This window comes from Bradyrhizobium sp. KB893862 SZCCT0404 (assembly GCF_018130885.1).
Taxonomy (GTDB): Bacteria; Pseudomonadota; Alphaproteobacteria; order Rhizobiales; family Xanthobacteraceae; genus Bradyrhizobium; species Bradyrhizobium stylosanthis.
The window spans coordinates 68,885-88,906 of sequence record NZ_JAFCLT010000008.1 but is presented as its reverse complement, the minus strand read 5'-3'; the positions used below and the strand labels follow the sequence as shown (position 1 = coordinate 88,906).

18 protein-coding genes are annotated in these 20,022 nt (G+C 65.2%); 10 read left to right on the top strand and 8 right to left on the bottom strand.

Annotated features, from left to right (window positions below):
- Window positions 1-65: 65 nt before the first annotated feature.
- From glpD to JQ617_RS27980, 7 genes are all read left to right on the top strand, one after another.
- Window positions 66-1,616, top strand: coding sequence for a glycerol-3-phosphate dehydrogenase (glpD, locus tag JQ617_RS28010; protein ID WP_212029136.1), 1,551 nt, complete (start codon window positions 66-68; stop codon window positions 1,614-1,616).
- Entirely contained in the window at window positions 1,613-2,689 is a 1,077-nt protein-coding gene (locus tag JQ617_RS28005) for an ABC transporter ATP-binding protein (protein WP_063692140.1), read from the top strand. The genes glpD and JQ617_RS28005 overlap by 4 nt, the downstream gene beginning before the upstream one ends.
- Before the next feature lie 12 nt (window positions 2,690-2,701).
- A complete protein-coding gene (locus JQ617_RS28000; protein WP_212029135.1) occupies window positions 2,702-3,787 on the top strand; it encodes an ABC transporter ATP-binding protein in 1,086 nt (361 codons plus the stop codon).
- Window positions 3,787-4,761 (top strand): carbohydrate ABC transporter permease, encoded by a 975-nt coding sequence (locus tag JQ617_RS27995; protein ID WP_212029134.1) that lies wholly within the window; start codon window positions 3,787-3,789, stop codon window positions 4,759-4,761. Before JQ617_RS28000 ends, JQ617_RS27995 begins: the two co-directional genes overlap by 1 nt.
- Window positions 4,761-5,567 carry a carbohydrate ABC transporter permease gene (locus tag JQ617_RS27990; protein WP_063692135.1) on the top strand — a complete coding sequence of 269 codons (807 nt, stop codon included), beginning with the start codon at window positions 4,761-4,763 and terminating at the stop codon, window positions 5,565-5,567. The genes JQ617_RS27995 and JQ617_RS27990 overlap by 1 nt, the downstream gene beginning before the upstream one ends.
- 10 nt (window positions 5,568-5,577) lie before the next feature.
- Complete coding sequence (locus JQ617_RS27985) at window positions 5,578-5,907, top strand: DUF2160 domain-containing protein (protein ID WP_212029133.1); 330 nt, start codon at window positions 5,578-5,580, stop codon at window positions 5,905-5,907.
- A gap of 131 nt (window positions 5,908-6,038) precedes the next feature.
- Window positions 6,039-7,781, top strand: a complete 1,743-nt coding sequence (locus JQ617_RS27980) for an ABC transporter substrate-binding protein (protein ID WP_212029425.1) — start codon at window positions 6,039-6,041, stop codon at window positions 7,779-7,781.
- 211 nt (window positions 7,782-7,992) lie between these two features.
- Here JQ617_RS27980 and JQ617_RS27975 read toward each other — a convergent pair whose 3' ends face one another.
- The 6 genes from JQ617_RS27975 to JQ617_RS27950 form a co-directional block, all read right to left on the bottom strand.
- Window positions 7,993-9,093, bottom strand: coding sequence for an alkene reductase (locus JQ617_RS27975; protein ID WP_212029132.1), 1,101 nt, complete (start codon window positions 9,091-9,093; stop codon window positions 7,993-7,995).
- A 192-nt stretch (window positions 9,094-9,285) separates the two neighbouring features.
- Complete coding sequence (locus JQ617_RS27970; RefSeq protein WP_212029131.1) at window positions 9,286-9,789, bottom strand: DUF1993 domain-containing protein; 504 nt, start codon at window positions 9,787-9,789, stop codon at window positions 9,286-9,288.
- 286 nt (window positions 9,790-10,075) lie between these two features.
- Window positions 10,076-11,377 (bottom strand): lytic murein transglycosylase, encoded by a 1,302-nt coding sequence (locus JQ617_RS27965; protein ID WP_212029130.1) that lies wholly within the window; start codon window positions 11,375-11,377, stop codon window positions 10,076-10,078.
- Window positions 11,378-11,494: 117 nt separating this feature from the next.
- Window positions 11,495-12,352 (bottom strand): L,D-transpeptidase, encoded by an 858-nt coding sequence (locus JQ617_RS27960; RefSeq protein WP_212029424.1) that lies wholly within the window; start codon window positions 12,350-12,352, stop codon window positions 11,495-11,497.
- A gap of 121 nt (window positions 12,353-12,473) precedes the next feature.
- Window positions 12,474-14,414 carry a glycosyltransferase gene (locus JQ617_RS27955; RefSeq protein WP_212029129.1) on the bottom strand — a complete coding sequence of 647 codons (1,941 nt, stop codon included), beginning with the start codon at window positions 14,412-14,414 and terminating at the stop codon, window positions 12,474-12,476.
- Window positions 14,411-15,757: an HlyD family secretion protein gene (locus JQ617_RS27950; RefSeq protein WP_212029128.1), complete on the bottom strand. Its 1,347-nt coding sequence runs from the start codon at window positions 15,755-15,757 to the stop codon at window positions 14,411-14,413. Before JQ617_RS27950 ends, JQ617_RS27955 begins: the two co-directional genes overlap by 4 nt.
- A 293-nt stretch (window positions 15,758-16,050) precedes the next feature.
- Here JQ617_RS27950 and htpX point away from each other — a divergent pair, with 293 nt between their 5' ends.
- Window positions 16,051-17,010 (top strand): zinc metalloprotease HtpX, encoded by a 960-nt coding sequence (gene htpX / locus JQ617_RS27945; protein ID WP_212029127.1) that lies wholly within the window; start codon window positions 16,051-16,053, stop codon window positions 17,008-17,010.
- A gap of 135 nt (window positions 17,011-17,145) precedes the next feature.
- The gene (locus JQ617_RS27940) at window positions 17,146-17,787 is read left to right on the top strand and encodes a tetratricopeptide repeat protein (RefSeq protein WP_212029126.1); all 642 of its coding nucleotides are present in this window, start codon (window positions 17,146-17,148) and stop codon (window positions 17,785-17,787) included.
- Between the two features lie 230 nt (window positions 17,788-18,017).
- Here JQ617_RS27940 and JQ617_RS27935 read toward each other — a convergent pair whose 3' ends face one another.
- Window positions 18,018-18,374: a hypothetical protein gene (locus tag JQ617_RS27935; RefSeq protein WP_063692119.1), complete on the bottom strand. Its 357-nt coding sequence runs from the start codon at window positions 18,372-18,374 to the stop codon at window positions 18,018-18,020.
- 164 nt (window positions 18,375-18,538) lie between these two features.
- Window positions 18,539-19,345, bottom strand: a complete 807-nt coding sequence (locus JQ617_RS27930; protein WP_212029125.1) for a hypothetical protein — start codon at window positions 19,343-19,345, stop codon at window positions 18,539-18,541.
- Between the two features lie 377 nt (window positions 19,346-19,722).
- On the opposite strand from JQ617_RS27930, the gene JQ617_RS27925 reads away from it, so the two are divergent.
- A complete protein-coding gene (locus JQ617_RS27925) occupies window positions 19,723-20,016 on the top strand; it encodes an antibiotic biosynthesis monooxygenase (protein ID WP_027575542.1) in 294 nt (97 codons plus the stop codon).
- The last annotated feature ends 6 nt before the right edge of the window (window positions 20,017-20,022 follow it).

Genomic DNA, 20,022 nt, shown 5'->3' with positions numbered 1-20,022 from the left:
GTTTTTCGGTGTGATCTAATCAAAAACGAAAGTAGCCGCTCGAAGGAACGAGCGGTCGCCGGGGGATGCGTCTGTTGGAGCGTATTTTCGATCTCGCCATCATTGGAGGCGGTGTTAACGGCTGCGGCATCGCGCGCGATGCGGTGGGCCGCGGCAACACGGTTTTCCTGTGCGAAATGAACGATCTGGCGAGCGGGACGTCGTCCTGGTCGACCAAGCTGGTGCATGGCGGCCTGCGCTACCTCGAATATTACGAGTTTCGGCTTGTGCGCGAGGCGCTGATCGAGCGCGAGATTCTCTGGGGCATCGCGCCCCACATCATCCGCCCCCTGCGTTTCGTTCTGCCGCATCACGCCGGCCTTCGCCCGGCCTGGCTGCTGCGCCTCGGCCTCTTCCTCTATGACCACATCGGCGGCCGCCATCTCTTGCCCGCGACCCGCTCGGTCGATCTCAAGCGGGATGAGGTCGGCAAGCCGCTGATCCCGAATCGCTACAGCCGCGCGTTCGAATATTCCGACTGCTTCGTCGACGATGCCCGTCTCGTCGTGCTCAACGCGCGCGACGCCGCCGACAAGGGCGCCGAGATCCGCACCCGCACCCGTGCGACGGATATCAAGCAGTCCGACGGCGTCTGGACCGTCAGCATGGTCAACACGCTGACCGGCGAGCGTTCCTCGATCAAGGCGAAGGCCCTGGTCAATGCCGGCGGCCCCTGGGTCGAGGACGTGCTCGGCCGCGGCGCCGGCGTGAATGCGAAAGCCAAGGTGCGCCTGGTGCAGGGCTCGCACATCGTGGTCAAGAAACTCTACGACCACGACCGCGCCTACATGTTCCAGAACGCGGACGGCCGCATCATCTTCGTGATCCCGTACCAGGACGATTTCACGCTGATCGGCACCACCGACCGCGACTATGACGGCGACCCCGCCAAGGTGAAGGCGACGGCCGAGGAGATCCAGTATCTCTGCACCGCGGCGAGCGAATATCTGGCAAAGCCGGTGACGCCGGCGGACGTGGTCTGGACCTATTCCGGCGTGCGACCGCTCTATGACGACGGCGCCAGCGAGGCCAAGGCCGCGACGCGCGACTATGTGTTCGAGCTCGACACGCCCGGCGGCGTGCCGCTGCTGTCGATCTATGGCGGCAAGATCACGACCTATCGCCGCCTCGCCGAGGAGGCGCTGGAGCGGCTTGCGCCCTATCTGCGCAGCGCCAAGGCGCGTGAGGGCTGGACCGGCAAATGGCCGCTGCCGGGCGGCGACATGAACGTGTCCGATATCGACGGCCTGATCGCCGAGCTCCAGCGCGGCTATCCCTTCCTCAGCCATGAGCACGCGCGCCGTCTCGCGCGGGCCTACGGCACCCGCGCCATCAAGCTGCTCGGCGATGCCAAATCGGCCGCCGATCTCGGCCAGACCTTCGGCGCGACGCTGACCGAACGCGAGGTGCGGTACCTCATGGCCAATGAATGGGCCGTCACCGCGGAGGATGTCGTCTGGCGCCGTTCGAAGCTCGGCCTGCGACTATCTGCCGACGAGATCGCTGCCCTGGACGACTGGATCAGGACCCACGCCGTGCCGCAAACTCCCCTGCTGGAAGCAGGAGGACGCTCATGAGCGTGACACTCGATCACGTGACCCGGACCGTCGAGGGTGTCGCGCACATCCGCGACGTCTCCCTGACGCTCGAGAGCGGCACGCTCAACGTGCTGCTGGGGCCGACGCTGTCGGGCAAGACCTCGATCATGCGGCTGCTCGCCGGCCTCGACAAGCCGACCACGGGCAAGGTGCTGGTCAATGGCAAGGATGTCACCGGCGCCGACGTGCGCCAGCGTTCGGTCGCCATGGTCTATCAGCAGTTCATCAACTATCCCTCGCTGACGGTCTACGAGAACATCGCCTCGCCCCTGCGCGTGCAGGGCAAGCCGCGCGAGGAGATCGAGACGCGGGTCGCGGAAGCGGCAAAGCTGCTGCGGCTCGAGCCGTTCCTGAAGCGCACGCCGCTCCAGCTTTCCGGCGGTCAGCAGCAGCGCACCGCGATCGCGCGCGCGCTGGTCAAGGGCGCCGATCTCGTGCTGCTCGACGAGCCGCTCGCCAATCTCGACTACAAGCTGCGCGAGGAGCTGCGTGCCGAACTGCCGCGCATCTTCGAGGCCTCCGGCGCGATCTTCGTCTATGCCACCACCGAGCCGACCGAGGCGCTGCTGCTTGGCGGCAACACGGTCTGCATGTGGGAGGGCCAGGCGCTGCAGATGGGCGAGACCGCCAATGTCTACCGGCGGCCGCAGACCTTGCGCGTCGCCCAGGTCTTCTCCGATCCGCCGCTCAACCTCGTCGGCATCGAGAAGAAGAACGGGCACGTCGCCTATGCCGGCGGCACGTCCTCGCCGGCCTCGGGCCTCTATTCGTCGCTGGCCGACGGCGCCTATCGCGTCGGCTTCCGCGCCCATCAGCTCGCGCTCGCCAATGGCGAGGCCAACCGCCACGCCTTCCATGCCACTGTCACGGTGACCGAGATCACCGGTTCGGAGAGCTTTGTGCATTTGACCCGCGACGGATCGAACTGGGTTGCGGTGCTGCACGGCGTGCACGAGTTCGAGCCCGGCCAGACCATCGACGCCGTGCTCGACCCCAATGATGTCTTCGTGTTCGATGCGGCCGACCGCCTGGTCGCTGCACCGGCTTCCTGAGGGAGATGCGCCATGGCCCGCATTGACCTCGTCGATCTCGCCCATTCCTACGGCGGCAATGCTGCGCCGCAGGAAAGCTTTGCGCTGAAGCCCGTCACCATGACCTGGCGGCAGGGCGGCGCCTATGCGCTGCTCGGCCCGAGCGGCTGCGGCAAGACCACGCTGCTCAACGTCATCTCCGGCATCATCACGCCGTCGCGGGGGAAAATCCTGTTCGACGGCGTCGACATCACACCGCTGTCAACCCAGAAGCGCAACATCGCCCAGGTGTTCCAGTTTCCGGTGATCTACGACACCATGACGGTGGGGCAGAACCTGGCTTTTCCGCTGAAGAACCGCGGCGTGCCGAAGGCGGATATCGACAGGCGCGTCGCCGAGATCGGCCGCCTGCTCGACCTCGAGCCCTATCTGAACCGCAAGGCAACGCGCCTCACGGCCGACGCCAAGCAGAAGATCTCGCTCGGCCGCGGCCTCGTGCGCAACGACGTCGCCGCCGTGCTGTTCGATGAGCCGCTGACGGTGATCGATCCCGAGCTGAAATGGCAGCTCCGCTCCAAGCTGAAGGCGTTGCATCGCGAGCTCGACCTCACGATGATCTACGTCACCCACGACCAGACCGAGGCGCTGACCTTCGCCGACACCGTCGTCGTCATGCATGACGGCCGCGTGGTGCAGAGCGGCACGCCCGCCGAGCTGTTCGACAAGCCGGCGCACACCTTCGTCGGTTATTTCATCGGCTCACCCGGCATGAACATCCTGCCGGCGGAGGTGAGGGGGCGCGAGGCGCGGATCGACGGTCACGTCATTGCGCTCAACCGCAGCTACGACAACATTCCGGCCGGTGCCAAGATCGAGATCGGCGTCCGTCCGGAGTTCGTCGAGGCCGTCGCGCCCGGGCCGGGCCTGCTCACCGCCAGGATCGAGCGGATCGACGATCTCGGCCGCATCCGTTTTGCGCGGACCCGCCTTGGCGAGGCCAAGCTTGCGGCGCGCGCGCCGGCGGGCTTCACGTCATCCGACGGCACGGCCGGGCTGAAGTTCGACCCGTCGCATGTTCACGTCTATGCCGACAGCCTTCTGGTGGAGGGAGCCGCCTGATGGACAAGACCGTCAACCAAAAAGCCTGGTTCCTGGTGCTGCCGGTGTTCCTGGTCGTCGCCTTCTCGGCGGTGCTGCCGTTGATGACGGTGGTGAACTATTCGATGCAGGACACCTTCGGCAACAACCAGTTCTTCTGGAACGGTGTCGGCTGGTTCAAGGAGCTGCTCGATCCCTCGACCGATCTCGGCGGCCGCTTCCTCGCCTCGCTCGGTCGCAACCTGTTCTTCTCGATGGTCATCCTCGCCATCGAGGTGCCGCTCGGCATCGTCGTCGCGCTGTCGATGCCGCGCCAGGGCTGGACGGTGGCAGCCTGCCTCGTCATCCTCGCGCTGCCGCTCTTGATTCCGTGGAACGTGGTCGGCACGATCTGGCAGATCTTCGGCCGGCCCGACATCGGCCTGCTCGGCTATGTGCTGAACGCGATCGGCATCGACTACAACTACGTCTCCAATGAGATCGACGCCTGGGTCACGGTCATCGTGATGGACGTCTGGCACTGGACCAGCCTCGTCGCGCTGCTCTGCTATGCCGGCCTGAAGTCGATTCCCGAAGCCTATTACCAAGCCGCCCAGATCGACGGCGCCTCGCGCTGGGCCGTGTTCAAGGCGATCCAGCTGCCGAAGATGAACCGCGTGCTGCTGATCGCGGTGCTGCTGCGCTTCATGGACAGCTTCATGATCTACACCGAGCCGTTCGTGGTGACGGGCGGCGGGCCCGGCAACTCCACGACCTTCGTGTCGATCGAACTGGTCAAGATCGCGCTCGGCCAGTTCGACCTCGGCAAGGCCGCGGCGCTCTCGCTGGTCTACAACCTGATCATCCTGATCGTCTGCTGGATATTCTACACCGTCATGACCAATGCCGGCGTCGAGCGGAAGGTTCAGGCGGAGAGCGAGCCGGCGGCGGAGCCGAAGTCGTCGGCTGCGCTCAAGCCCGCGCCCGCGCTCAAGCCAAAGGAAGGAGTGGCCTGATGCATTCGATTCCCGGCCGCCGCCTCATCATGGGGCTGTTCCTGATCTTCCTGCTGTTGCCGATCTACTGGCTCGTCAACATGAGCTTCAAGACCAACGCCGAGATCGTCTCGACGATGACCTTGTGGCCGCACACCCCGACGCTGCAGCACTACAAGCGCATCTTCACCGACGAGAGCTGGTATTCCGGCTACATCAACTCGCTGGAATACGTCGTCCTCAACACCATCATCTCGATCTCGGTGGCGTTGCCGGCGGCCTACGCCTTCTCGCGCTACCGCTTCCTCGGCGACAAGCACCTGTTCTTCTGGCTGCTGTCCAACCGCATGGCGCCGGCCGCGGTCTATGCGCTGCCGTTCTTCAATCTCTATTCGGCGATCGGGCTGTTCGATACGCCCTGGGCCGTCGCGCTCGCGCATTGCATCTTCAACGTACCCTTGGCGGTGTGGATCCTCGAAGGTTTCGTGTCGGGCGTGCCGCGCGAGATCGACGAGACCGCCTTCCTCGACGGTTATTCCTTCCCGCGCTTCTTCATCAAGATCCTGGTGCCTCTGATCGCGAGCGGCATCGGCGTCGCCGCCTTCTTCTGCTTCATGTTCTCCTGGGTCGAGCTGCTGCTCGCGCGCACGCTGACCTCCGTTCATGCCAAGCCAATCGCGGCGATCATGACGCGCACGGTCTCGGCGGCCGGCATGGATTGGGGCTTGCTCGCGGCCGCCGGCGTGCTCACCATCATTCCGGGCGCTCTCGTGATCTGGTTCGTCCGCAACTACATCGCGAGCGGCTTTGCGCTCGGTCGCGTCTAGGGAGGCATCAATGGAATCTATTGCATGGATGGCCTGGACGCTGCCGACGGCGATTTTCTTCGTGGCGCTCGCCTGCACCCTCGGGGTCATGACGTACCTGGCCGCGGTCTATCCCGAAGCCGAGCGCGTCGGCGTGCTCAGCATACCGACGACGCGGGGCGATCGCCTGTTCATTTCCCTGATCACGGCGGCCGTCATCCACCTGCTATGGATCGCCTTCGCCGGCACCGATGCGATCGCCACGCTGCCGATCGGTGAGGAGGGTTTTGAGATTTCGAGCCTGTGGCTCGCATCAGGAATTTCGCTGGCCACGGCCGTGCTCATTTTCCGCACGGTCTGACGCTTCGCGAAGGGACGGCCAGATCCGGGGCAACCGGGTCTGTATATAAAAGTTTGTCGCTGCAACGGAGGAACAACATGCGACAGTTTAGGAGAAGGAAAGGTCCATTGACCAAGAATAGCTTTCTGACCATGTCCAGCGTCGCCGCGCTCGCTGCGGTGTCGTTCGCCGTCTCGGCGCCGGTCCGCGCCGCCGACGATGCCACGATCCAGAAGTGGATCACCGAATTCCAGCCGTCGACCTTGTCGAAGGACGACCAGAAGAAGGAGCTGGAGTGGTTCGCGAAGGCCGCCGAACCGTTCAAGGGCATGGAGATCAACGTCGTCTCCGAGACCATCACCACCCACGAATATGAATCGCAGACGCTGGCCAAGGCGTTCTCCGAGCTCACCGGCATCAAGCTCAAGCACGACATCATCCAGGAAGGTGACGTCGTCGAGAAGCTGCAGACCCAGATGCAGTCCGGCAAGAACGTCTATGACGGCTGGATCAACGATTCCGACCTGATCGGCACGCACTTCCGCTACGGCCAGACCATCGCGCTGTCGGACTACATGACCGGTGAGGGCAAGGACGTCACCGACCCGATGCTCGACGTCAACGACTTCATCGGCAAGTCGTTCGGCACCGCGCCGGATGGCAAGCTCTATCAGCTGCCCGACCAGCAGTTCGCCAACCTCTATTGGTTCCGCTACGACTGGTTCACCAACCCCGACTACAAGGCCAAGTTCAAGGCCAAGTATGGCTACGAGCTCGGCGTTCCCGTGAACTGGTCGGCCTATGAGGACATCGCCGAGTTCTTCACGAACGACATCAAGGAGATCAACGGCGTCAAGGTCTACGGCCATATGGACTATGGCAAGAAGGACCCCTCGCTCGGCTGGCGTTTCACCGACGCCTGGCTGTCGATGGCCGGTAATGGCGACAAGGGCATTCCGAACGGTCTGCCGGTCGACGAATGGGGCATCCGCATGGAAGGCTGCCGTCCGGTCGGCTCGAGCGTGGAGCGTGGTGGCGACACCAATGGTCCCGCCGCGGTCTACTCGATCACCAAGTATCTCGAGTGGATGAAGAAGTATGCTCCGCCGCAGGCTCAGGGCATGACCTTCTCCGAGTCGGGTCCGGTGCCGGCGCAGGGCAACATCGCCCAGCAGATGTTCTGGTACACCGCCTTCACCGCCGACATGGTGAAGCCGGGCATCGCCGTGATGAACGCGGACGGTACGCCGAAATGGCGTATGGCTCCGTCGCCGCACGGATCGTACTGGAAGGAAGGCATGAAGCTCGGCTACCAGGATGCCGGCTCGCTTACGCTTCTGAAGTCGACCCCGGCTGACCGCCGCAAGGCGGCCTGGCTGTATCTGCAGTTCATCGTCTCCAAGACGGTGTCGCTGAAGAAGAGCCATGTCGGTCTCACCTTCATCCGTGAGTCGGACATCTGGGACAAGTCGTTCACCGAGCGTGCGCCGAAGCTCGGCGGCCTGATCGAGTTCTACCGCTCGCCCGCGCGCGTGCAGTGGACCCCGACCGGCAACAACGTGCCCGACTATCCGAAGCTCGCGCAGCTCTGGTGGCAGAACATCGGCGACGCGTCGTCCGGTGCGAAGACGCCGCAGCAGGCGATGGACGCTCTCGCGGCGGCCCAGGACTCCGTGATGGAGCGCCTGGAGAAGTCCGGCGTGCAGAAGGAGTGCGGTCCGAAGCTGCACAAGAAGGAGTCGGCCGAGTACTGGTTCGCCAAGGCCCAGAAGGACGGCACCATCGCCCCGCAGCGCAAGCTCGCCAACGAGAAGCCGAAGGGCGAGACGGTCGACTACGACACGCTGATCAAGTCGTGGCCGGCGACCCCGCCCAAGCGCGCAGAAGCGAAGTGACGTCGTAGACGTCATGGCCGGGCTTGACCCGGCCATCCATCCAAAACGAAAGGCCGGGAGCGATCCCGGCCTTTTTGTTTGTGGCGCAGCCGTCACCACAACGTCATTGCGAGCGAAGCGAAGCAATCCAGAGTCTTTCCTTGGAGGCAGTCTGGATTGCTTCGTCGCAAGAGCTCCTCGCAATGACGGAGGATAGAGCGACGACGCTCCGCTACTCCGCCGGCTCGGCCGCCAGCGCCGGGTAATCCGTGTAGCCCTTGGCGCCGCCGCCGTAGAAGGTGTTCTTGTCCCAGTCGTTCAGCGCCGCGCCCTTCTTCAACCGCTCGACGAGGTCGGGGTTGGAGATGAACGGCTTGCCGAAGGCGATGAGGTCGGCCGCGTTCGCGTCAAGCACCTTGGTGGCGAGATCGAAGTCGTAGCCGTTGTTGGCGACGTAGGCGCCACTGAAGCGCTTGCGCAGGGAGGCATAGTCGAACGGCGCGATGTCGCGCGGTCCGCCGGTGGCGCCCTCGACGACGTGGAGATAGACCAGCTTGAGCGCGCTGAGGCCGTCGACGATGTGATCGTACAGCGCCTGCGGATTGGAATCCGAGATGTCGTTGGCGGGCGTCACCGGCGAGATGCGGATGCCGGTGCGGTCGGCGCCGGCTTCAGCGACGACGGCCCTGGAAACCTCAAGCATCAGCTTGGCGCGGTTCTCGATCGAGCCGCCGTAGGCGTCGGTGCGCTTGTTGGTGCCGTCCTTGGCGAACTGCTCGAGCAGGTAGCCGTTGGCACCGTGAATCTCGACGCCGTCGAAGCCGGCTTCGAGCGCGTTCTTCGTCGCACGCTTGAAGTCGTCGATGATGCCGGGGATCTCGGACAGCTCGAGCGCACGGGGCTCGGAGACGTCGGCGAAGGTGCCGTTCACGAAGGTCTTGCCCTTGGCGCGGATCGCGCTCGGCGCCACCGGGGCTGCGCCATTCGCCTGCAGATCGACATGCGAGATGCGGCCGACATGCCAGAGCTGGATGAAGATCTTGCCGCCGCGCTCATGGACCTTGTCGGTGACCTTGCGCCAGCCCGCGACCTGCTCCTTGGAATAGATGCCGGGGGTGTCCTGGTAGCCCTGGCCCTGTTGCGAGACCTGGCTTGCTTCGGTGATCAGGAGCCCTGCGGACGCGCGCTGGCTGTAATAGTCGGCGGCAAGCGAGCCGGGGACGAAGGTGCCGGGAACGGCGCGGTTGCGCGTCAGCGGCGCCATCACGAAGCGGTTGGCCAGCGTGATCGGGCCGAGCTTGTAGGTCTCAAACAATTTGGTCGAACGGCTCATGGGAATGCTTCCAGGCGGTGAGAGGTCAATCACACTTGTGCATCGCGATATCCAGCGCAAGTGACGAGCCATACGGAAAGTGCAAGCGAGCTGCGCGGCAAGCCCCGCGCAGCACAATTGATGTGCAATTTCGGCCGCGGCAGCAGAATTCCACTACGCGGCCGTGCGATTGCGCAAATCAGGGCAAGCCGATCAGTTCAAGCCCATGAAATCGCGCTTGCCGACCTCGACGCCGTTGTGGCGCAGGATGCCGTGGGCGGTCGCGCAGTGGAAATAGAAGTTCGGCAGCGAGAACGCGCTCAGGAACTGTTGGCCCTTCAGGGTGGTGGTCTTGTCGGGCCCGGTCGGGAAGGTGACGTCCTTGGCCTCGGCGCCCGCGAACTGTTCCGGCTTGAACGACTTCACGTAGTCGATCGTCTTGGCGAGCCGCTGCTTCAATTCCTCGAACGTCTTTTCGGTGTCGGGGTTCGAAGGCACTTCACTATGCGTCAGCCGCGCACAGCCCTTGGTGGCGAAATCGCTGACGAGCTGGATCTGCTTCGACAGCGGCAGCATGTCCGGAAACAGGCGGGAGCCGAGCAGCACGCTCGGGTCGATCTTCTTCGCCGCGCAATGCGCCTCGGCTTTGGTGAGCAGGCCGGTGAGGCTGTTCAGCATTTGCAGGTAGGCGGGGACGACCGCGTCGTAAAAGGACATGTGATGCTCGCTTCAATGAGTGGAAATCTCAGGAGAAAACCTGAGCCACTCACATGGGAGCCTCATGGAAAAATACAATCGCGGGGAGGGCTTGTGCGATGCGAAAATTCTATTGTGCCAGCTCGTGGTGCCATCGGCGCCACCTCCTCCGCTGTCATCGCCCGGCTTGACCGGGCGATCCAGTACTCCGCGGCGGGAATTGTGCGAACCAACTATGGCCGCGGCGTACTGGATGCCGCGCCTTCGCGGGGCATGACAGCGCGTGAGGCGTCACCGAGTAAGCATGCTACCGCACCACGGCCCCCGGCTGCGCCTGTGCCGTGCCGCCGCGCATCCGCGCGAGCAGTTCGGCGGTCGGCCAGGAATCCGCGGGCAGGCCGAACTTGATCTGCATCGCCTTCACCGCGGCGCGGCTCTGCTGGCCGAGCACGCCGTCTACCTTGCCGACGTTGAAGCCGGCCTGGACCAGAAGCTGCTGCAATTGCTTGAGCTCGTTGAACGGCAGTTGCGCGACCGGCTGGGCCGGCTTGCGCATCGGCGGCGCGCCCGCGATGCGGGTGGCGAGATAGCCCGCGGTGGTCGAGTAGATCAGCGAGTTATTCCATTCCGTATAGGCCGCGAAATTCGCATACGCCATGAAGGCCGGCCCGGAGCGTCCCATCGGCAACAGCACCGAGGCCGGCAGATTGTCGTTCGGCAGCGCGCGGCCGTCGGGATAGGTGACCCCGAGTTGCGCCCATTTCGAGCGCGGTAGCTGCACGGTGAGATCGGTCTGATCCCACGGCAGGTTCTGCGGCACCTTGATCTCCTCGAGCCACGGCTCGCCGCGACGCCACTTCAAGCCGTTGGCGATGTAGTTCGCGGTCGAGCCGATCACGTCGTCCTCGCTGCGCAACAGATCGCGCCGGCCGTCGCCGTCATAATCGACGGCATAGTTGACATAGTGCACCGGCAGGAACTGCGTCTGGCCGAGCTCGCCGGCCCAGGAGCCGACCATCTCGTCGGGCGTGAGATCGCCGCGGTCGACGATCTTCAGCGCGGCGATGGTCTCTTTCACGAACATCTCCGAGCGGCGGCAGTCATAGGCCAGCGACACCAGCGATTTCAGCGTCGGCAGATTGCCCATGTTGACGCCGAAATCGCTCTCCAGTCCCCAGAACGCGGCGATCACGGCCGGCGGCACGCCGTATTCCTTTTCCGCGCGCGCGAATGCAGAGGCGTGGTTCTTGATGTGCTGCTGGCCGTTCTGCATGCGATAGGGCGCGGCCATGCGTCCGGCGAACTCGGTGAAGAGCTGGCCGAACACGCGCTGGCCGCGGTCGCGGTTGACGATGCCCTGGTCGTAGACGAGGTACGGCGAAGCCTCGGTTATCGTCCGCTGCGACACGCCGGCGGCGACCGCCTGGCTCTTCACGTCGGCGAGGAAGCGATCGAAGCTCGCTCCGTTATGGCAGGAGGCCGCGCGCGGCGACGGCGCGCTGGCCTTGGGCGCCGCGGGCCTTGCGGGCGGCGGTGCGAACTGGGCGGAGGCGGTGGCGGAGCATGCAAGGAGCGCGACGGCCGCGATCGCAAATCGGGTCTGGAGCATAGGGGTTCCGGCGGGGAGGGGCAGGCGTGGATTCGCCGGAAGTCTAGGGGAAGTGACGGCCTCAGGCCATCCCTTCAGGGCCAAGGTCCGCTTGTCTTCTCGATAGAGAAATTGCGGTTACTGGGCGTCGGCGATCTTTGCCTGGGGTGACAGCATCTGCGCGTTGGCTGCCAGCGGTCGCTTCAACGGCGATGCCGGGTCGGTCGCTCGCGACGCGGCGTCGGGCATCGGGGCCGGGGATGGCCGATTGGCCGGCATCACGATCACTTTCGCGCCGACCTTGACCCGTTCATAGAGGTCCGTGACGTCCTCATTGGTCAGCCTGATACAGCCGGACGAGACCCGCTTGCCGATCGTGTCGGGCTTGTTGGTGCCGTGAATTCGATATTCGGTCTCGCCGAGATACATCGCCCGCGCGCCGAGCGGATTGCCGGGACCGCCTGCCATGAACCGCGGCAGATAAGGCTGACGTCCGATCATCTCTACGGGCGGATGCCAGTCCGGCCATTCTGCTTTACGAGCCACAGTCTGCTCGCCCGACCATGTGAAGCCTTCGCGGCCGACGCCGATGCCATAGCGCATCGCCTGCCTGTCGTTCAGGACGTAATAGAGGAACGTGTTTCCGGTATCGATGATCACGGTGCCCGGCGGCTGGCGGCTTGCGTAGTCAACCACCTGCCGGACGAATGCGCCGGGACCTTCAGCGGCCTTTGGCGGTTCGACCAGAGGCGCCGGAGCCGGAACCGGAGCGGGCGTCGGCACTGGTACCGATGCGGGAACTGGAGCTGCCACGTAGACTGGAGAGGACGATGCGCGGGCCTGCTCTGCGGCGGGCTTCCGTGCCGGTTGCACGCTCTCCGGGGACGACAGCAGACCGTATCCCAGTGCGGCGACGGCTACGGCGCCAATGCCGACTCTCGCGACCATTGGTATTGCGAGCGTCTCGGCCTTTCCGCGCTTGGCCCGCTTACCCATGTCGTCCTCCAGCTCACTGCGTCTGGAAGAGGTACCGAGCAAATTTTAACAAACCTCGAAGCGCTCGGACCGGAAGCGTTAACCATGTTTGGCTGCATCGACGTTCACGAGATGCACAGCTCTAACCGAACAGCCGCATCAGCAGTGCTTTGCCGACCGGCAGCGCCCTGACGCCGCGATAGGCCCGCACATATTCGCCGGCATAGAACGCCCGGATCGCGTGCACGCGCGTGTCCATGCCTTCCTCGAAGCGCACCGCAAAGCCATCCGCCGTCCGCCGCACCACGATGGCCGCGATCGAGCGGCCATAGATCCGGCACTCGATCGTGCTGCCCGGGAGCGGCGGGGCGGGATCGATCAGCCGCGCGCCGGTGATGGAGATGTCGGCGAGCTTGGCCAGATGCGACCTGCCGTCCTGGCGCAGCAGCACCGGCTCGTTGCGGTCAAAGCGTTCCGCCTTGCGCTTGCGCGGTTGCTCGATGCAGACGAAGCAGACCACGGTGAGAATGAACGCATTGTAGAGGCTCCACGCCAGCGCCAGCCCGCCATAGGCGATGTTCTCGCCGCGCAAATGCAGGATGAAGGCATAGGCGATCGACGCGAGCGTGATGAGGAGCGCGGTGCCGTAGAGTCGCAGCAGCGGCCACTCGACGAACCTGTTGTCGCGGTCGCCGCCCTTTGCGGTGACCTTGAATTTGTGTCCCTGCGGCTTCAGCAGGCCGGCCGCCACCGCCTTCAGCACGGCGGGCGCGGCGATCAGCTGCGAGACGTCCGTCATCATCGCCAGCGAACGGCCGCGCGACAGCCAGGCCATGGTGAGGCCGTGCCAGACATAGAACGGCAGGAAGAAGCGCAGCAGTTCGGTGAGATCAGCCTGCACCGCCTTGATGCCGAACAGCAGGAACAGCCATGGCACGACCAGGCCCGCCGTCTTCGACGTGTAGACCGCGGACCAGCTCATGAAGGCATCGACCAACGATAGCCGGTCGATGAATGTCAATTTCGACTCCCGCGACAGCGGGCCGCTGCGGCCGCGGATGATCTGCATGAAGCCGAGGCACCAGCGGGCGCGCTGGGTGATGTATTCCTTCAGCCCCTCCGGCGCGAGCCCGATCGTCAGCCGTTCGTTGAGATAGATGGTGGTGAGGCCATGCTCCTTCAGGCGCAGCGTGACGAGATAATCTTCCGTGACGGAGTCGGTCGGGAAGCCGCCGATCTGCACCAGCCCGGCATAGCGGATGAGAGACGACGTGCCGCAGCAGAAGGCGACGCCCCAGGCGTCCTTGGCCGGCATCAGGATGTCGAAGAAGAAGCGCTGCTCGTCGGGCCAGACGTCGGTCGCGGCGAGGTTGGTCTGGATCGGGTCGGGATTGATGAAGTGCTGCGGCGTCTGCACCACGCCGACCGAAGCATCGTCCATCAGCGAGACGGTTCGGGCGAGGAAATCGGGCCGCGGCACGAAATCGGCATCGAGAATGGCGACGAATTGCGGCGGCTGCGGCAGCGCGCCGACATGCCGGAGCGCATGATTGATATTGCCCGCCTTGGCGTGGCGGTTGTCCGGCCGCGTCAGATAGTGGCAGCCGAGCTCGCCGGCGAGCCGCCGCAGCCAGGGCCGCCGGCCGTCGTCGAGCACCCAGACGCGATAATTGCCGTATTCCATTCCGGTCGCGCCGATGATGGTGCGCTCGAGGATCGACCGCTCCTCGTTGTAGGTGCAGATGAAGACGTCGATCAGCGGCGCGTGCGGGTCGGTGGCGCGGCCGTCGATCCGGGCCGCCTTGGTGCGGTCGCGCGTGCGGCTGAGGAACAACAGCGACAGCGCGACCGCGACGAGCGAGGCGCCTTCCAGCAGCATGAAGGGATAGCCGATCACGGCGTCCCACGTCAGGTGCGGCGGAGGCAGCGTCGACGTCACGCGCCAATGGAGGTAACGGAGCAGCAAAGCCAGCGACGCCACCGCCAGCAACGAGCGCGCCATCGTGCTGTCGCGTTTGAGCAGCGGCACGATCGCCATGAAGGCGCCGAGCGCAATCAGGCCGGGCGTCAGTGCCATCGTCACGATGCGCTCGCGCGCTGGCCGAACACGACGCGGCCGGTGCGGCCCACCGTGCAGCCGTGGGCGGCGGCATCGGCAAGCGCGACGGTGACGCGATACGGCTCCTTGCTGAGCGCGTCGGGATTGATGGCGAGATTGGCCGGTGCGCCCGCGGCGCCGGTCAGATTGACCACGGTGCCGGAGATCGGCGCGCCCCCGTCATTCGGCTCGAACGTGGCGCGGTCTCCGAGCTGCAGGCGGTTGTAGACGCTCTCGGTGACGTTGGCCGTGATGACCGCGCTGCTGCAATCCAGCACCTTGAGCAGCGGCTGACCGGCCTGAACGTCCTCGCCCGGCGAGGTCATCATCTCCCAGACGCGGCCCGCGACGGGCGTCGTGATGTTGGCCTCGGCGAGATCGGAGAAGCGGACCTCCTCGACGATGATCTCGTTGGCGAGCCAGGCGATCTCGGTGTCGGTGCGCGCGAGATCGGCCTCGAGGTCGGCGGCGCGCTGGCGCATCTCCTCCTCGCGCTGCACCGAGCTCGGGCGGTCGTTGTAGCTGTCGCCGAGGAAGGAACCGTTCTGTGCCGCGGTCAGCTCGACCTTGGCAGCGTCCAGCCGCTTGCGCGCGCCGAGCTCGGTCTGCTGCGACACCGAAAGCTCGCGCGTCAGCCGCGCCAGCTCCACGGTCGAGACGTTGCCGGACTTCGCGAGCGACGAAGCGCGCTCGACGGCGGCGCTGGCCTCGTCCCGCCGCGCCGCCGCCGCCTCGATCGAGGTCTGGATCTCGGCGATGCGTGCCTCCAGCTGGAGCACCCGTCCGTCGCGGAACTGCGCGGCCTGCCGGGCCAGATCCTTCTGCGCGGCCTGCGCGGAGGCGAGCTTGGCGGCAAGGCTCGGCCGCTCGTTTTCCAGGCGCGATTTCTGCCGCCGGAGATCGTCGAGGCGGGTGCGGTCGCCGCGCGAATTCACGACACGCAGGATCACGGTGCCGGCATCCAGCTTGGCCTGATCGGTGATGCGCTGCGCGGCTGCGACGCGGCCGCCGATCGGCGAGCGCAGGGTAACCAGGCGGGAGTTCAGCACGGCTTCGACGCTGGAATATTCCCAGATCGCGCGCAGCGGCAGCCAGCCGAATACGGCGATGAGCGCAAGTCCGATCGCGATCTTGGCGCCACGTCGCAAATGCGGCCAGCGCGGTCCGGGTTCGGCTCCGGCCTGCGCCTCGGGCGGGTGGCCGGGCTCGTCATTGGCGAACAGCTGCTCGTGCAGCGCGTCCTGCAATCCTTTCGCGTCGGTCTTCGTGTCCTGAGGGGAGGGTGTGGATGCCGGGTCGACGGAAGCGGCGAACGAGCGATCTGCCATGACGGTCACCTTGTTGACGAAAGGCCAACGGAACCGGTCAATGCGCAAGGTCCGTGCAGCGTGCCCGGTTACCGTGGATTAAGCCCAAGCTGCGCTTTCCAGGTTGCTAAGCCCGCACGCGTGTTTTTGCGCAAATCCCGGTCAAGCTTTAGCGAGGCGGGAAAGGCTGGCCGTGCGGCGATACATCTGCACATCTGCGGCCCGGCGACGCACGAACCTTGCAGTGGTATCCTGCGTTCATACTTCGAATGTGCCGGCCGGAGGCTTGCCCGCGGCCGCCCCAGGAGACGGCCATGAACTATCTTCGTACCGCAATGCTGCTTGCAGGCCTCACCGCCCTGTTCATGGGCGTGGGCTATCTGATCGGCGGAGCCTCGGGCGCCATGATCGCGCTCGTGATTGCGGCCGCGACCAATCTCTTCACCTACTGGAACTCCGACCGCATGGTGCTGTCGATGTACGGCGCCCATCAGGTCGACCGTTCGAGCGCGCCGGAACTGGTCGGCCTCGTTGCCGAGCTGGCGGGCCGTGCCGGTCTGCCGATGCCGCGCGTGTTCGTGATGGACGAGGCGCAGCCGAACGCGTTCGCGACCGGCCGCAATCCCGAGAACGCCGCCGTCGCCGTCACCACCGGCCTGATGCACCAGCTCAGCCGCGAGGAGCTTGCCGGCGTGATCGCGCACGAGCTCGCCCACATCAAGCATCACGACACGCTGCTGATGACGATCACCGCGACCATTGCCGGTGCCATCTCCATGCTCGCCCAGTTCGGCATGTTCTTCGGCGGCAATCGCGGCAACAACAACGGCCCGGGCATCGTCGGCTCGATCCTGATGATGATCCTGGCACCGCTCGGCGCCATGCTGGTGCAGATGGCGATCAGCCGCACCCGCGAATATGCCGCGGACGATCTCGGCGGGCGCATCGTCGGACAGCCGATGTGGCTGGCCTCGGCGCTGATGAAGATCGAGGGCGCTGCGCATCAGGTGCCGAATTTCGACGCCGAGCGAAACCCCGCGACCGCGCACATGTTCATCATCAATCCGCTGTCGGGCCACGGCGTGGACAATCTGTTCGCCACCCATCCCTCGACGCAGAACCGTATTGCGGCGCTTCAGCGGCTTGCGGCCGAGCTCGGCGCGCATGCGGCGCCCTCGGTCGGCGCCAACGAGAATTATCCGTCGCAGGGCCCGTGGGGCCGCTCGTCCTCGCGCGGTCCTTCTGGTGGTCCTTCACGTGGTCCTTGGGGCTGACGGAACCCTCGGGGTTTTGCGCTGGGCTTTGTGACCTGGCGCACACAGGATTGTCGCGGCGGGTGCTAACACCTCGCCGTGAGATTTGCTTCGAAAGGGGATGCGTGGCCGGCCCTCAGCTGGCCACGGTCGAAGATGACCAGAGTTGCCGTACCATTGCTGATCGTCCTGGCCGTGCTCCTGGGCCTGTCCACGCATATGGTCGTCAATTGCGGGGACGAGGACGATCCCGACATCTGCGCCGCGGTGATCGGCTTCTCGCCGCTGCGCGGCTCGCTGATCGCCTTTGCCTATGAGGGGCGCGGGCGGATTGCGCTGCGCCATGGCGACTGGCAACGAGCGATCGCGGATTTCGACGAGGCCATCCATCTCAATCCCAACCGCGCCGCGCTCTATCGTGACCGCGCGCTCGCACGCCGGCAGAACGGCGATCTTGAGCTGGCCATCGAGGATTACGACGAGGCGATTGCGCATGATCCGAAGCTCGCCGCGCCCTATCACCAGCGCGGCCTCGCGCTCGCCGCCACCGGCGATCTCGACCGCGCCATCCTGAGCTACAACACAGCGGTGCGCCTCGATCCCTCCGATGCGCAGGCCCGCCTCGATCGGGGCCTCGCATTCCTCGCACGCGGCCAGGCCGACGATGCGCGCGCCGATTTCGAAGCCGCCCTGGCGCTGCCGGCCGGCAAGGATGCCCGCACCCGCGAGGCGGCGCGCGCCAAGCTCGCCGAACTCGCAAGCGCAGAGGCGACGCCGGTCACCGTGCCGAGAAGGTGAGCTTTCAAAGCCGCATTCGCCGCTGTACCCCTCTCCCCTTGCGGGAGAGGGTGGCTCGCCGCGTTAGCGGCGAGACGGGTGAGGGGTCTCCATCCTCACGAACAGTATTGCGGCTGGAAAGAACCCCTCATCCGGCGCCATAGCCAACGCTTCGCTTCGGCGTTCTCGAGAACGGCGGCCGAAGGCCGCCTACGCCACCTTCTCCCGCATGGGGAGAAGGAAGAAAGCGCCTACTTCGCTTTCTTGGCCTTCGCCTTCTTGGCCTTGGCGGCCTTCTTCGCCGGCTTCTCTTCCTTGGCCTTCTTCTCGACCTTCACCGCGACCGGCGTGCTGGCGGCAAGCCGCATCGCGCGGGCGTAGCTGTCGGCGACGTTGTCGGCGGACATCTGCAGGCGCTTGGCGGCGGCGTTAGCCTGCTCCATGGTGGCCTTGGCCATCATCTTGAAGCGGTCGCCGGTCTCCTTGCCCTTGGCCTTGGCCGCAAGGCCGTTGAAGCGATCCCGCCGCTCCTTGGCGCGGGTCATCAGGCCCGTATGCAGCTGTCTGGCCAATTGCCGGATCACGACATCCAGGTCGGCGTCCGCCATGTTCTTCCATCCTCTTGAAAACAGGTATCGATGCGGGCGGGACTATGCAGATCGGGCCCCACCTTGGCAATTGCCGGCCGCCCGTCATCCGCAGCTTCCGGCCCGCAAAACAAAAAAGCCGCGCATTTTTTGCGCGGCTTTTGGGGTGATTGAGTGCCGCCGTCTTATTTCAACGAGGCAACCGGGCCGCTCGACGCTGCCGGGTCGGGGTCGAAGCCGAACACGCCGACCAGATATTTGTAATAGTCCGGCATCTTCTCCTTGAGCACCTCGCGCGACTTCGGGTCGTGGAATTCGCTCTTTCCGGAGAGGAAGATGCTGGCGGTCACGGCAAAGAACTCCATGGGGTTCTTCAGCGCGTAGGATTCCTTGGGCAGCAGGTCCTTGGACTTGGCGAGGGCATAATAGCCGATCACGCCCTTGTTGGCGTAGCCGTCCGGCAGAAGCCGCGCGTGATAGGCGTGCAGCAGCTCGTGCAGCAGCACGACCTCCTTCTCGTAACGCATCATGTCCGGCCGCAGCATGATCACGCCGAGGCCCGAATCGACCGCGAGGTCGACCGCGTTGGGATTGGTCCAGCGCTGCTTGGCGGGATCCCAGACCGTCAGCGTCCGCGGCGCGGTGCGCTGCATGTCCGGCGTGACCCGGCCGTAGCAGGCGGTGGCGGCGCCTTCGTCGAGACAGGCGAGCTCGCTCGCGACGATCGGAACCGTGTGGAAGAAGCGCAGCACGCGCGGCGACAGGCCGACGCCCTCGACCACGTCGATCTGAGCCTTCAGATTGTCGGTGAGCTTGTCGACATCCTTGCGGTCGCGGTTCTCGGAAATGTCGAACATGTAGCCGCGATAGCTCTGGAAGCCCGGCGGCAGCGCCTGCGCGGCCTCCCCGGACGCATCGAGCGAGCCGGCGTTGGATGGATTGGCAAAGAGCGCGCCGACGATGGTCGCGGTCAGCAGCAACGCAATGCGCATGATGAACCCCCTGATGTCACTTCGCCCGGCAGGATAGGCCGCCGTTATTTGCGAAAAGTGAGTGAGGCGAGACTAGGGCAGCGATGTTGAGGCGTGCTTAACCGCTGGTTGCAGATCGCGGGGATGGATTAGGGCTGGGTTAACCAAGGCCAAGGCCGCGGACGCCAGCCGGTCACCGTCACCCTGAGGTGGCCGCTTCTTCAGCGGCCCTCGAAGGGCGACGGCCCGGCTGCATCTGGGCCGTGCATCCTTGGAGGCTCCCGGCGCGATGCATTTGCATCGCGCCACTCGCACCTCAGGATGACGGAATGAGCACGGAGGTATAGATTCATCGGAGGGCAGCAAGCCCCGATCAGACAGCCGGAAGGGAGGAAGCCATGTATGCCGCCATCCGTCAGGCCAAGGCGAAAAGCGGGAGCGCGGAAGAGCTCGCGCGCCGCATCAAGGACGGTGCCGTTCCCATCATCAGCGACGTCGACGGTTTCCGCGCCTATTACGTCGTCTATGCCGGCGACGACACGGTCACCGCGATCTCGATCTTCGACAAGTTCGAGCAGGCCGAGGAGGCCAACAAGCGCGCCATCGCCTGGATCGAGAAGGATCTCGGCCCGCTGCTGGCAGGCCACGCGAGCGCGGCCGCCGGGCCGGTGATCGTGCATACGCTGGCCTGAGGCCTT

What these genes read in the sequence shown, in the direction of transcription:
- glpD (WP_212029136.1), top strand. Translation starts at nt 66, where the DNA reads ATGCGTCTGTTGGAGCGTATTTTCGATCTCGCCATCATTGGAGGCGGT.
- JQ617_RS28005 (WP_063692140.1), top strand. Translation starts at nt 1,613, where the DNA reads ATGAGCGTGACACTCGATCACGTGACCCGGACCGTCGAGGGTGTCGCG.
- JQ617_RS28000 (WP_212029135.1), top strand. Translation starts at nt 2,702, where the DNA reads ATGGCCCGCATTGACCTCGTCGATCTCGCCCATTCCTACGGCGGCAAT.
- JQ617_RS27995 (WP_212029134.1), top strand. Translation starts at nt 3,787, where the DNA reads ATGGACAAGACCGTCAACCAAAAAGCCTGGTTCCTGGTGCTGCCGGTG.
- JQ617_RS27990 (WP_063692135.1), top strand. Translation starts at nt 4,761, where the DNA reads ATGCATTCGATTCCCGGCCGCCGCCTCATCATGGGGCTGTTCCTGATC.
- JQ617_RS27985 (WP_212029133.1), top strand. Translation starts at nt 5,578, where the DNA reads ATGGAATCTATTGCATGGATGGCCTGGACGCTGCCGACGGCGATTTTC.
- JQ617_RS27980 (WP_212029425.1), top strand. Translation starts at nt 6,039, where the DNA reads ATGTCCAGCGTCGCCGCGCTCGCTGCGGTGTCGTTCGCCGTCTCGGCG.
- JQ617_RS27975 (WP_212029132.1), bottom strand. Translation starts at nt 9,093, where the DNA reads ATGAGCCGTTCGACCAAATTGTTTGAGACCTACAAGCTCGGCCCGATC.
- JQ617_RS27970 (WP_212029131.1), bottom strand. Translation starts at nt 9,789, where the DNA reads ATGTCCTTTTACGACGCGGTCGTCCCCGCCTACCTGCAAATGCTGAAC.
- JQ617_RS27965 (WP_212029130.1), bottom strand. Translation starts at nt 11,377, where the DNA reads ATGCTCCAGACCCGATTTGCGATCGCGGCCGTCGCGCTCCTTGCATGC.
- JQ617_RS27960 (WP_212029424.1), bottom strand. Translation starts at nt 12,352, where the DNA reads ATGGGTAAGCGGGCCAAGCGCGGAAAGGCCGAGACGCTCGCAATACCA.
- JQ617_RS27950 (WP_212029128.1), bottom strand. Translation starts at nt 15,757, where the DNA reads ATGGCAGATCGCTCGTTCGCCGCTTCCGTCGACCCGGCATCCACACCC.
- htpX (WP_212029127.1), top strand. Translation starts at nt 16,051, where the DNA reads ATGAACTATCTTCGTACCGCAATGCTGCTTGCAGGCCTCACCGCCCTG.
- JQ617_RS27940 (WP_212029126.1), top strand. Translation starts at nt 17,146, where the DNA reads ATGACCAGAGTTGCCGTACCATTGCTGATCGTCCTGGCCGTGCTCCTG.
- JQ617_RS27935 (WP_063692119.1), bottom strand. Translation starts at nt 18,374, where the DNA reads ATGGCGGACGCCGACCTGGATGTCGTGATCCGGCAATTGGCCAGACAG.
- JQ617_RS27930 (WP_212029125.1), bottom strand. Translation starts at nt 19,345, where the DNA reads ATGCGCATTGCGTTGCTGCTGACCGCGACCATCGTCGGCGCGCTCTTT.
- JQ617_RS27925 (WP_027575542.1), top strand. Translation starts at nt 19,723, where the DNA reads ATGTATGCCGCCATCCGTCAGGCCAAGGCGAAAAGCGGGAGCGCGGAA.